The 12,531-nt window shown below is 64.3% G+C and carries 10 protein-coding genes; 5 read left to right on the top strand and 5 right to left on the bottom strand.

The window, feature by feature from the left end; genetic code table 11:
* The first annotated feature begins 4 nt into the window (after positions 1–4).
* Positions 5–826 (top strand): nitrilase-related carbon-nitrogen hydrolase, encoded by an 822-nt coding sequence (locus AC4D1W_RS12225; protein ID WP_490898914.1) that lies wholly within the window; start codon positions 5–7, stop codon positions 824–826.
* Here the strand turns inward: AC4D1W_RS12225 and AC4D1W_RS12220 are convergent.
* Positions 823–2,439, bottom strand: a complete 1,617-nt coding sequence (locus AC4D1W_RS12220) for a PucR family transcriptional regulator (protein WP_490898913.1) — start codon at positions 2,437–2,439, stop codon at positions 823–825. The genes AC4D1W_RS12225 and AC4D1W_RS12220 overlap by 4 nt on opposite strands.
* Before the next feature lie 143 nt (positions 2,440–2,582).
* Between AC4D1W_RS12220 and AC4D1W_RS12215 the strand changes: the two genes are divergently transcribed.
* The 4 genes from AC4D1W_RS12215 to AC4D1W_RS12200 all read left to right on the top strand — a co-directional run bounded on the left by AC4D1W_RS12215 (position 2,583) and on the right by AC4D1W_RS12200 (position 8,048).
* Complete coding sequence (locus AC4D1W_RS12215; protein WP_490898912.1) at positions 2,583–4,097, top strand: amino acid permease; 1,515 nt, start codon at positions 2,583–2,585, stop codon at positions 4,095–4,097.
* A gap of 60 nt (positions 4,098–4,157) precedes the next feature.
* Complete coding sequence (locus tag AC4D1W_RS12210; RefSeq protein WP_490898911.1) at positions 4,158–5,843, top strand: flavin monoamine oxidase family protein; 1,686 nt, start codon at positions 4,158–4,160, stop codon at positions 5,841–5,843.
* Positions 5,844–6,001: 158 nt separating this feature from the next.
* Positions 6,002–7,273 (top strand): hypothetical protein, encoded by a 1,272-nt coding sequence (locus tag AC4D1W_RS12205; RefSeq protein ID WP_490898910.1) that lies wholly within the window; start codon positions 6,002–6,004, stop codon positions 7,271–7,273.
* An 88-nt stretch (positions 7,274–7,361) separates the two neighbouring features.
* Entirely contained in the window at positions 7,362–8,048 is a 687-nt protein-coding gene (locus AC4D1W_RS12200) for a class F sortase (protein ID WP_490898909.1), read from the top strand.
* Positions 8,049–8,219: 171 nt separating this feature from the next.
* Here AC4D1W_RS12200 and AC4D1W_RS12195 read toward each other — a convergent pair whose 3' ends face one another.
* From AC4D1W_RS12195 to AC4D1W_RS12180, 4 genes are all read right to left on the bottom strand, one after another.
* Positions 8,220–9,164, bottom strand: a complete 945-nt coding sequence (locus tag AC4D1W_RS12195) for a hypothetical protein (protein WP_490891984.1) — start codon at positions 9,162–9,164, stop codon at positions 8,220–8,222.
* Between the two features lie 152 nt (positions 9,165–9,316).
* The gene (locus AC4D1W_RS12190; protein ID WP_490891986.1) at positions 9,317–9,832 is read right to left on the bottom strand and encodes a gluconokinase; all 516 of its coding nucleotides are present in this window, start codon (positions 9,830–9,832) and stop codon (positions 9,317–9,319) included.
* On the bottom strand, positions 9,829–11,058 hold the full coding sequence (manD, locus tag AC4D1W_RS12185) for a D-mannonate dehydratase ManD (protein ID WP_490891988.1): 1,230 nt from the start codon (positions 11,056–11,058) through the stop codon (positions 9,829–9,831). The genes AC4D1W_RS12190 and manD overlap by 4 nt, the downstream gene beginning before the upstream one ends.
* Positions 11,059–11,122: 64 nt before the next feature.
* On the bottom strand, positions 11,123–12,520 hold the full coding sequence (locus AC4D1W_RS12180; RefSeq protein ID WP_490898908.1) for a mannitol dehydrogenase family protein: 1,398 nt from the start codon (positions 12,518–12,520) through the stop codon (positions 11,123–11,125).
* Between the last annotated feature and the right edge of the window lie 11 nt (positions 12,521–12,531).

Here is a 12,531-nt window from a genome sequence, read left to right as displayed (position 1 = left end):
ACGGATGCGGATCGCAGCCATGCAGGAGGCCGCCGGGGTTCTGGACGTCGACGGAAACCTTGCCCTGATCGAAGCCGCCGCAATCCGTGCGGCCGACGCAGGTGCGGACGTTCTGGTTACCCCCGAGTTATTCACCTGCGGCTATGCGCCGCAGGCGGTGAGCCCCCGTCTGACCACGGACCTGGTTCGCCGTATAGAGGAGGGCGCAGCACGAATCGCGGGAGAGCACCACATCGGGCTTGTTTACAGTGTCCCTTTGCCCGCCCCCGACGGCTGGCATATCGGGGCGGTGCTGCTGGACAAGTCCGGCCACGAACTGTTGCGTTACGCCAAGGTGCACCTGTTCGGTGACGAGGAACGGGCCTCCTTCATGCCGGCATCGGCGGTGCCGGGCGTCACCGTATTCGAAGGGCTGAGCGTGGGTCTGCTTGTCTGCTACGACGCGGAATTTCCCGAGAGCGTTCGCGCCCTGGCCGACGCCGGCGCGGAGGTGGTGCTGGTGCCCACTGCGCTGGGGACCGGCTTTCAGTCGGTGCCACAGGTGCTGCTGCGTGCCCGGGCTCTGGAGAGCCAAGTGGCGCTGGCCTATGCCAATCACGCGGGCAACGCACCCGCGGCTGACGGCGGGACCCTGGCTTTCGGCGGGGGCAGCATCATTCTTGGCCCCGACGGGGGCGTCCTTGGCCAGGCCGGACCAGATCCGGACCTGATCATCGCCGACGTGGAGAAGACAACAATCGAGCAGGCTCGCTCGGCTGTTCCTTATCTGTTGGACCGGCGGCGGGATGTCTACTCCTCCTGGATGACTGACGCAGCGGCCGACTAGGTTTTCACGAACCGCAGGGCTATCAGCAGTTCCGCGCGTGTGCCGGCATCGGCCAGATCCACACCCAGGATCTCGGCCGCCTGACCTACCTGCCGCCGCACGCTGTTGCGGTGCAGCCCCAGTGCCTTGGCCGACGCGTCCCAGCTTCCGTTTTCCTCCAGCCAGCCCCGCAACACACGCAGCAGTGGATGCGATTTGGCTGGATCCGGGTCGAGCAGCGGCCCCAAGAGCTGCTGTGCCAGCATGTTTCCGGCCTCCGGTCCCAGAAGGCCCTCAACGGACCAGCCCGTCTTCTCCGCCCGGAGACTTTTGCCCGAGGTCTCCAGTTGGCGGCGCAGGGCAGTAACCTGCCGGTGAGCATCGGGCAGCTCGTTCGGCTCAACCGGTTCGGACACCGCCAGCAACCAGCCCAACCGTTCTGCTTCGCCAGTTGCGGCGGGATCCACCTTGAGCCGAGTGATCGCACAGAAACCGTAATCGGTCAGCTCCACGAGCTTGGTGTCGAACAACCGCCGCCACTGCAGCAGGTCACGCATCGGACCTTCGGTTCCGCCGTGAGGTGCTCCGGAGGCCGGGATGCCGTGAACTACGCGCAGGGGCGTGAATCGTGCGGACGAGGTGCACTGGGCGAGCAGGTCCCGATCCGCGCCGGCCTGCCTCAAGGATCCGGAGAGAGCGGTCTCGGGATGCAGCAGCAATCCGGTCGCGAGCTGGCCGGGAGCCAGGGCGCCGCTGGTGCGCTGGCGGAGCAGTGCCTCGAGCAGGCCGACGGCGGCTTCCACGATATTGCGATCCACCGGACCGAAACTTCCATCCGTGCCGACGAGAACAGCACCGATGTTCGCGTCGCGCGTGCTACGCAGCGGATAGCCTGTGACGGCGCTGAAGCCGGGTTCGTCGAAACTTTCCAACTCGATCCGCGGACCGCTGCCGGCAAAAAGCCTGCCGAGCACCGCCGCGACCTTCTCCGGATCAGGATCCTGTCCGGCACCCACACGCAGGCGGATCCGGCCGTCCGCCCCTGCCAGGAGCGCTGTCACCGGAACGTACCTCGTCAGCGTCTCCAGTACCTGGGCGTCAGGGCGTGCCGACAGCACGGCCTTGAGCAGCTGACCCGTTGCCTCGGACAATCTGCGCAGGGCATGCAGGTTTTGCGCCTCCAGGAGTCGGGCGAAGTGCAGCCCCAGCGCGGCGAACGGCACGCTCTGCGGAATCTGCAACAGCATGAGCCGGTGCCGCCGGCAGGCGTGGACCAGTTCCTCAGGGACCTCGTCAAAGTAAGGCTCGACGCCGAATCCCAGGGCGCATACCCCGGACCGCACCAGCCGGGCAACGTACTCCTCCAGAGCCTCGGACGTACCGCCGGAGCCCAGGAAGGGCAGACCGGCGGTAAGCACGAGCTCGCCCTCAAGGAGGTACGGCGTGGGGTCTTCGAGCTCGCTCGGTTCCACCCACCGAAGGGCGGCCCCGCGGGCGGCATCCACCAGGTCCTCGTCGGACAGGAGCCGGATTCCCGGGGGCAGCACGTCCAGGAAGTCACCGAGCACCACCTGCCCGAGCTGATTGACGCCGTCGGATTCCGAGATTGCAGGTGGAGGTGCAGAACGTCCCATGAGGACAAATATTAGGGCACTTTGTCCCGGCTTGTAACCGGCACCACATGCCATTCTTATTGGCGGTGGAGACCCCGGCAGGGAGCCGGCGGTCCACGGACCCGCCGGCTCCGAGCCGGCCCAGCAGGATTGGAAAGTCAACGATGACCCAGCAGACAGGTACCCGCGGCCAGCTTGGCCTGACCCGGCAACTGGCGCGCCGCAAGCCCCTTGCCCAGATGATCAGCGAGTCCGGCACCACCACGGGCGGACCCTCTCTGCGGCGTAGCCTCGGCGTCTGGCAGCTGACCATGATCAGTGTCGGTGCCACGCTCGGCACCGGCATCCTCGTTGTTCTCGGTTCGTCCGTGCCCTTGGCCGGACCGGCAATCTTCATCTCCTTCCTGATTGCGGGCGTAGCCGCACTGCTCTCGGCAATTTCGTATGCCGAAATGGCCGGCGCCGTGCCGGTTTCCGGGTCCAGCTACTCGTACACCTACGCCACCATGGGAGAAGGCCTCGCGTGGATCTGCGGTTGGTGCCTGGTCCTGGAGTACGCCGTCTCCGTGGCCGCCGTCGCCGTCGGTGCAAGCGAATACGTCAATGAGGCCCTGCAGACCTTCGGCCTGTCCCTGCCTGCGGCCCTTGCTGCACCACCGGGTGCAGAAGGCGGCATGCTGAACCTGCCCGCCATCGTCATCGTGGTTCTGGCGATGCTGCTGCTGGTCAGGGGCGCGCGGGAAAGCGCCTGGGTCAACACCGTCATGGTGATCATCAAGGTGGCGGTCCTGGTCCTCTTCATCGCTATCGCGTTCACTGCATTCAACGCCGGCAACTTCCAGCCGTTGCTGCCCATGGGTGCTGCGGGCATGTCCGCTGCCGCGTCCCGGTTATTCTTCTCCTACATCGGTTTCGACGCCGCCTCAACGGCAGGCGAGGAAGCCAAGAATCCTCAGCGGGACCTGCCCCGGGCAATCCTGCTGTCCATGACGATCGTCACGGCGCTCTACATCCTGGTGGCCGTTGCAGCCATCGGGGCACGCGAGTGGACCTGGTTCGACGGCACCGAGGCCGCCCTGGTCCAAATCCTGGAGGAACTGACCGGCCAACCGTGGGTCGCTCTGGTCTTCGCCCTCGGCTCCATTGTGGCGATCGCCAGCATCGTGCTGACCGTGCTGTACGGTCAGACCCGCATCCTGATGTCAATGTCCCGTGACGGCCTGGTGCCGCCGGTCTTCGGCAAGGTTTCAGCACGCACCGGCACGCCGGTGGCGGGCACATTGATTGTGGGCAGCGCGGTAGCCCTCACGGCAGGCCTGGTGCCGCTGGGCGAGCTGGCAGACGCCACGAGCATCGGCACACTCTTCGCCTTCATGCTCGTCAACCTTTCCGTCATCTATCTGCGCCGGTCACGCCCGAACCTGCCGCGCACCTTCCGGGTTCCGCTGTACCCCGCCACGCCGATCCTGGGTTCCGTGATGTGCGTCTACCTGATGGCAAATCTCGGGTCCAGCACCTGGTGGGTCTTCGCAGCCTGGATGCTTGTGGGCACAGCGGTCTACTTCGGCTACGGCCGCAGGCACTCCCGGGTCGCAGCTCTGAGCCAGACCGACTACGAGTACCTGAGCGCACAATCTCCCGAGGACAGCACCAATTCCGCGGCACTCCCGGTACGCTAACCGGCACCCCCTCAACCAATCCAACAGCCAATCTCTGCCAAGTATGAAAGTGTCCGCCTCATGACTATCGCCACCGAACTGACATCGCCGCCTCCAGCCGGTGCACCGGTGACCATGCTCAACCCTGACTTCCCGTTCAGCTACGACCACTACCTCACTCACCCGGCTGGTCTCGGTTCGGTCCCGGCACACCTGCATGGCACCGAAGTGGCAGTGGTAGGCGCGGGCCTGTCCGGACTGGTCACCGCATATGAACTGATGAAGCTCGGACTGCGCCCGGTGCTGTACGAGGCTGGGCGGCTCGGCGGACGCCTGCGCACCAACGCCTTTGAGTCCGCACCGGAGGTGGTGGCGGACCTGGGTGGGATGCGCTTCCCCGTGTCCGGCAGGGCTCTCTACCACTACATCGATATGCTCGGACTCCAGACCCAGGCGTTCCCCAACCCGCTATCCGAGGCAACTCCCAGCACCGTCATTGAGCTCGAGGGCCGCCGGTACTATGCGGAAACCCCTGACCAGCTGCCGCAGTTCTTCCATGAGGTCGCTGAAGCCTGGCGGCGGGCTCTGGAGGACCATGCCCAGTTCAGCGAGATGCAGGAAGCGATCCGGAATCGGGATACCCGGCGCATCAAGGAACTCTGGAACAGCATGCTCCCGTTGATGGACGAGCAGACGTTCTACGGCTTCATGGCAGAGTCGAAAGCCTTCAAGGACGCGGGCTTTGCACACCGCGAGGCTTTTGGGCAGGTCGGTTTCGGTACCGGGGGCTGGGATACGGACTTCCCGAACTCGATCCTGGAGATTCTCCGCGTGGTCTACACGAACGCCGACGACGCCCACCGGCGCATCACCGGCGGAGCGCAGCGGCTGCCCGAGGCTCTGTTCACGCACTCGCCCGACGGGATGGTGCACTGGCCGGCCGGAACCTCCCTGGCCTCCCTCCACAACGGGGCGCCCCGCGGCGCCGTCGCCAGGATTCGGCGCGGCGCGGACGGCACCGTGGCGATCACTGAAAAGTGGGGCCGCGAACGGAGCTTCGCGGCCGCCGTCGTGACCTGTCAGTCGTGGCTGCTTTCCACCGGGATCGACACCGAGGAAGATCTGTTTCCTGCGCCGATGTGGACGGCGATCGAGCGCAGCCACTACATGCAGTCATCCAAGACGTTCGTCATGGTGGATCGGCCGTTCTGGAAGGACAAGGATCCGGTCACCGGACAGGATGTACTGTCCATGACGCTCACTGACCGGATCAACCGGGCCACCTACCTGCTCGACGACGGCGACGACAAGCCGGCGGTCATCCTGCTGTCCTACACCTGGAATGACGACGCCCTGAAGTGGCTCTCCCTCGATGCTGAGCGCCGGGCGGAGCTGATGCTGCACTCGCTGTCCAAGATCTACCCGGGCGTGGATATCGCCTCGCACATCGTCGGTGAACCAATCACCGTGTCATGGGAACACGATCCTCACTTCATGGGCGCCTTCAAAGCCAATCTGCCCGGACACTACCGTTACCAGCAGCGGCTGTTCACTCACTTTAAGCAGGACGCCCTGTCTGCACACCAGCGCGGGATCTTCCTGGCAGGGGACGATGTCTCCTTCACCGCCGGGTGGGCCGAGGGAGCGGTCACCACCGGACTGAACGCCGTCTGGGGTGTGGTGAATCATCTGGGCGGCAGCTCGGCGCTGGAAAACCCCGGACCAGGTGAACTGCTGGACGAGCTTGGTCCGGTCGCTTTGGACTAGAAGGCGCCCAGAACTGTAACGGTTCAATAACGTAATAGGCCATCTTTCCTGCGGCCTGCCGGTTTCCTGTAGTACTTGGGAGGGCCTTTTGTTGGGTTTCGCAACTTGAAGGGCTTTGTTGGCAAAAGGCCAACCAATTACACGCACTGGGGAGAACTATGAAAGCACGCAAGCAGTTACTCGCAGCAGGATCCACCGCCACACTCGTCGCCGGCGGTGTTTTCTTTGGGGCGGCACCCGCATCCGCGGTTCACGACTCACCGGGATGCCTCTCGGCGCAGAGCCAGTTCACGACAGCACTCCACAACGTCGAGCTCAATGCCGATCTCGAAGTCCAGCTTTCCGTTGCGCTGCAGAATCTGATCGACGCCGAGGAAGCCCTGAACCTGCTGATCGCAGAGGGGGCGCTCACGATTGAAGAGGTAGAGGCGCTGATCGCTCCGCTGCTGCTCGACCTTCAAGCGAACGTTCCGAATCTGCCGAACATCAATGCTCTCGTGAACGCAGAAGCAAGCGCTAACAGCGCGGTCGCAGACGCACGCGCGCTTCTCGATCTCGCGGTCGATGGTTCGCTGGACCAGGCCACGTTGGAGGCACTGGCAGCGGCCGGCGTTGACGCGGAAACGTTCGTGCTTGCACCATTGCTCTCTGAGGTAGAGCTTACGGCCGCGGTCAACGCGGCAGTTGAGCTCGGACTTCCGACGGACGTTGATCAGACCGACGTAGATGCCCTCCTGGTCGACATCAACGACGGCGACGAGGTGTTGAGCGTCGACAGCCTTGCAACGCTCTCTGCGCTCCTCGTCGACGTGACGGCTTACCAGACGGCACAGTACGATCTGGCGGCAATTGCTGCAGTGCTGGACGCCGTCGTCACGGTGGAGGAGCAGGAAGCCGCGTTGGCCCTGATCGCCGCACTGAACGCCGGCGATATCGCGGCGATTCTGGATGCTGAAGCTGCACTCGAGGCGCTGGTCGGTGAAAGCGTAGATCTCACGGCCCTGGCTGAGCTTGAGGCGGAGCTCCTGCTGACTCTTGCCGTGTTGGATGCTGAGGCCAATCTGAACGCGGCCATTACCGTAGTCGATGATCTGCTGATTCAGCTCGACGCGCTCGACATTGATCTGTCGGAGCTGGAAGCGCTCTTCGCCGCGGCGATTAATGCCTGCTCCGGTGCTGGCGTTGGTGTCGTCGACGACGATGACGATGACGATGACGACTACGCCGGTGGCGGCGGCACCGGTGGCAGCACCACGGGTGGTGCAGGCACGACGGGCGGCAACAAGGGCGGGTCCAACCGCGGAATGAACGTGCAGACCGCAGTACCGACCGCCAGCACCGATCCTGCCGGAATCGGCGCGCTCGCAGCCGGTATCGGCTTCATGGTCGTAGCTGGAACACTGGCAGCACGTCAGGTCCGCAAGAGCTAACAGTCCTGCATACGATTGTCAGGGGGCGCCGTCCGGGTGGACGGCGCCCCCTGTACATGCAGCACCACAGGGGAAAGATCGCAGCACCATGAGCCATACCGACCACGCACCCACCGGACCCGACGAGCACAAACGGCGGCAATCGCCGCTGACGATTGCCGCCGTCGTCGTTGTGTTGTTTCTCGCCCTTGTGGTCTTCGGGATCCAGTTCTTCTCCGGGGCGGGTGCCTCCCCAACCTCGGTAGCTCCGACGGCATCTCCGACGAGTTCGTCCCCGTCAGCACCGTCACCAACACCGGAAACGTCCGCCCCGACGCCGGTGGCGTCACTACCGCCGGCGTCCGCGCCGAATGAACTCACCATCGAATCAGCGGATGTCAACGTTGCCATCCTCCCTTTGACTCCCACGGAGACTGATCTGGAAACGCAGTCCCTGGTGCCCCCCGAGACGCTGGATGGCTACTGGCTCACCAACTACGGGACGCCCGGCGAAGGCTCCGAGAACACCGTCTACATCACGGGCCACAGCTGGGAAGACCGCGACAGTCCCTTCAACCGGTTCAGTTCCGATGTCGAGGTGGGTGACCCCGTCGTCCTCACTACTGACGAGGGGGTCATTGAGTACGTAGTGGACTCCGTCACGACCCACAACAAGGACACCCTGAAGGACAGCGACATCTGGGACATTGTTCCCAACAGGCTTGTTCTCATCAGCTGCTACACCCAGGATCTCTGGGGCAAGAATGTAGTCATTACCGCCAAGCCCGTGCTCTAGGAAGCCTCACGCGGTTTGACCTCTTGAGTAAGAGGGGGATGCGTAGTTTATCGCCATAAATCTGCGGTTGATCCATAAGGAACCCGAGCAGAAAGAGCGCCAAGAAGCCGGATGACCCCCAGAGGTTTCCCTTCGGGGGTCATCCGGCAGCGGTGGGTTAGGATCCTCGGGTCAGCCGCCGGTGCCCTCAGTAGGCTCGTCCGTGGCCTCGTCCGTGGCCTCGTCAGTGGCGCCGTCGGTGGCTTCGTCAGTCGCCTCGTCCGTCGCACCATCGGTGGCTTCGTCGGTAGCTTCGTCGGTCGCGCCGTCGGTGGCTTCGTCAGTCGCCTCGTCAGTAGACGGGCTTTCGGTTGAATCGGCCGTTTCGGTCTCCGTAGGAGTTGCCCCGGAACCTCCCTCGGCCTTGCTCAGAACCTCGTTGACGAGATCCTCCAACTCCTGCTGGTCTTCGTCACCGAGGTCAGTTCCGCCCTTGGTGGCCACCACCAGAAGTCGGCCCTCGGCCGCAGAAACCTGCATCAGCATCTGGGAGTTGTCGGGGCCGCGGGTGCTGACTGTGGCGAAGGTCTGTTCAGCGTCGGTCTGCGCGTCCAGCTCTTCGCTCGTGACCTCCAGTTCCTGGCCGGCGGCCTCAATCGTGAATTCCTGGCACTGATCAGCGGTTCCGCTCACCTCTTCAAGGAGTTCCGTAGCGGACGGTCCTTCCTCTCCCGACTGAGCCGAGAGGGTTCTCGGTTGCTCGCTCTCGGAGATGGCGACTGCAACCTCGCTGCCTTCGACAGTGTCCATGAGGCCTGCGGTGGCGATGGACTTGCATTCCTCGGGGGTGACTGTGGCGGTGGTCAACAGCAGTTCCGCGATCTGGCTGCCCTGCTCTACCTGATCTTCCGAGTAGAGCGTCAGCTCGTTGCCTTCCTCGTCGGTCATACCGGAGATGAGGTCACGGAGCTCATCTTCGCTGTAGACCTTCTCGTCGGGCTGAGCCTCTCCGGTTTCCGTGGCAGTTCCTCCGGCGGTGGGTTCAGCGGTCCCCGAGTCGCCACCACCCCCTGTGCAGGCAGACAATGCAAGGGACATGGCGGCAGCCAGCCCGAGTATCGACGGTGCATTCTTCATGATGCGCGGCCTCATTCCTGATCGGGAAGCTTGCTTACCTTTAAGAGGTTAACCGCCAAAAGCCGAAGGCAACAGGTCGCCGACGTCGACCGTGATGGTCGTGTCCTGAAAGTTATAGATCGAGACAGGGGACCGTTACGTGCTGGCCCCACTCAGGCCACTGTGGACGTGAGCGCGCGGAGCCAGCCCAAGGCTTCCTGAACCAGCTCCGTCGGCGGGTGGGCGATGTCCAGTACAACTCCCGCCTCATCCGTTTGAACCGGCTCCAGCGTCTGCAGCTGTGACGTCAGAAGCGAGGTCGGCATGAAGTGCCCCGGCCGGGCTGCCATCCGGGCGCCGAGAAGTTCGGCGGTGCCGTGCAGATGGACGAATCGGGCGTCCGGAGCACCGGCCCGGATTAGGTCTCGGTAGGAGCGCTTCAGGGCACTGCAGGCGATCACGAGTGATCTGTCGCCCGCTGAGGTGAAGCGCCGTCCGATTTCCTCAAGCCAGGGCTGGCGGTCGGAGTCATCCAGAGGGATTCCTGCTGCCATCTTCTTCACATTGCTGACCGGGTGCAGTGAGTCGCCGTCAAGAAACTCCGCCTCAAGGTTGCCTGCCATGAGCGCTCCGATTGTGCTCTTGCCGCAGCCGGAGACGCCCATGACGATGACGTGATGTGTTCTCACCAGTCGTGCACTGTTCCGTCGGACAGGCGGTTGTAGGGCAGGTACGCCTGCTGGTAGGGGAACGACGCCGCTGCCTCCTCGTTCAGTTCAACGCCGAGACCGGGCTTGTCACCTGGGTGCAGGAAGCCGTCCTTGAAGGTCATGGACTGCTCGAAGACGGTGTTGGTTTTTTCGCTGTGCTCCATATACTCCTGGATGCCGAAGTTGTGGATCGCCAGACCGACGTGGGTCTGGGCGGCCAACCCGACAGGCGATACATCGGTCGGCCCGTGGAAGCCCGACTTGATCTGGTACTGCGCCGCATAGTCCATGACCTTCTTCAGCGGTGAAATGCCGCCGAAGTGGGTCGACGCCGCGCGAACGTAGTCGATGAGCTGCTCGCGGATCAGGGTCTGAAAATCGAACACGGTATTGAAGATTTCGCCGACAGCCAGGGGAGTGGTGGTGTGCTGTCGGATGAGCCGGAAGGAGTCCTGGTTCTCCGCCGGAGTGACATCCTCGAGCCAGAACAGATCGTACGGTTCCAGGGACTTCCCGAGCTTTGCGGCCTGGATGGGAGTCATCCGGTGGTGGCCGTCGTGCAGCAGCGGCAGTTCGGGGCCGAACTCGTTCCGGACGGCATCGAACACGGTGGGGATATGCCGAAGGTAGGCCCGGGTGTCCCAGTCTTCCTCGGTGGGCTGGGCGCCGCGGCCGGCGGGTTCAAAGTCGTAGCGCTCACCGGTGGCCTGGGCCTGCGCAGCAACACCGTACAGTGCCTTGATGCCGGGCACGGATGTCTGTACCCGGATGGATTTGTAGCCCTCCTCGAGGTGCTGGCGGATGGAGTCGAAGAGCTCGGGCAGGTCGCGGCCGGAGGCGTGGCCGTAGGTGCGTAGCGCGGTGCGGGAAGCCCCGCCCAGCAGTTGGTACACCGGCATTCCGGCGGCCTTGCCCTTGATGTCCCACAGCGCCATGTCGACGGCGGCGATCGCGGCCATGGTGACAGGTCCGCGGCGCCAGTACGCGCTGCGGTAGAGGAACTGCCAGGTGTCCTCGATGCGGTGCGGATCGCGGTTGATCAGCAGTTGGGTGACGTGCTCCTTGAGATAGGAGGCAACGGCGAGCTCGCGGCCGTTGAGGGTGGCATCACCGATACCGGTGATGCCCTCATCGGTGGTGATCTTCAGAGTGACGAAATTCCGGCTCGGACTGGTGACGATAACGTCCGCTGCGACGATTTTCATGGGTGTTCCTTTCAGTGATGGGGGCGCCGGAGCGCAGGGAGGGAGGCGCGAAGAGGAGGAGCTGTTACCAGCTGCCCCGGAGACTGTGGACGAGATCGACGACGGCGGCATCGGCTCCGACGTCGGCATTCAGTGTGGTGACAAGCGCCTCGGTGAGGTCCCTGCCGGAGCGCTTCAGAAGCCTTTCAAGGCGGTCGGCTTCAGCGTCGGCCGGCTTGGCGCCGTCGTCGCGCTGCCGGACCAGGAAATCTGCCCAGGCGGCAATCATGTGGGCCGCGCCGATGCCGGTCCGGCCGGCGGACCGTTCGGCGGTGAGGACCGGCACCGCCCGCATGCGGAGTTTGGTGGAACCGTCAGCGCCGATCTGCTCGAGCAGGTGCTCGATTCGTGTGTTGCGGAAGCGGCTCAGGAGAGCTTCGCGGTAGGCAGGAATGTCGAGCCCGGGTTGGTTCAGATGGGCTGCGGCTTCATTCCAGAAGGTCTCGAGCTCTGCCGAGCAGGATGGGTCCGCCACCGCTTCCGCCACCGTTCGCAGGCCACGTAGCTGGCCTGCGTAGGCAAGCAGCGAGTGCGCACCGTTGAGCAGCCACAGCTTGCGTTGTTCAAAGGGTGCAATGTCGTCGACGAAGACGGCTCCGGCGTTCTCCCAGGCCGGGCGCCCCGCGGGGAATTCACCGCTGAGCACCCAGCTCGAGAACGGCTCGGTGATAACGGGTGCGGCGTCGTCGAACCCGGTGGCCTCTCGCACTGCGGTGATGTCGGCCTCAGTGGTGCGCGGGGTAATGCGGTCCACCGAGGTGTCCACGAACGACACGTTCTTCCGGATCCAGTCGGCCAGCTCCGTCGAGACGATCGCGGCGAGGCCTTCAATCGCCTCGGACGCGGCCTGTCCGTTGGATGTCAGGTTGTCGCAGGGGACGACGGCGAGAGGACCGGCGTTCGCGCGGCGCCGCGCATCGAGTCCTGGCAGGACTCGTGCGCCCATTGTGACGAGCTGCGGATAGCCCCCCTGTACGTCGAGGCCTCCAGCCCGCGCCCATATGTCCTTGAGGACGGCTGCATCGGCTGCGACAGCTGGGGCGGAAGTGTTGAGGAGCCCATCGGCACCGAGGTGGTAAGCGGGTTCGGTGATGGTGATCGTCATGAGCGCCGTCTCGGGTGCCGACAGTACCGCCGTGAGCCGGTGGAGGTCCGCGCCGTCGTACGCGGCACTGATGCTGCCCATGACACTGAACCCATCACCGTCGTCGCCGCGTTCCACCAGGGTGTAGAGGCCGTCCTGGGCAGCGAGTGTCGCTGCTGCTTCCGGGCTCCGGCCGGTGAAAGCTGCGATGCCCCACTGGCGTTCCGCGTCGGCCTGCTCCGTGTACCACGCCTGGTGTGAACGGTGAAAGGCACCGAGACCGATGTGCACAATTCGCACCGGCGGCGTCGGGCCAACTTCGGCGTTGGTGCGGTTCAACGCCTTAGCCT

The sequence above is a fragment of the Arthrobacter sp. TJ-170 genome, from assembly GCF_058269305.1.
The sequence above is the reverse complement of the archived record's forward strand: the minus strand, read 5'-3'. Positions and strand labels throughout refer to the sequence as shown.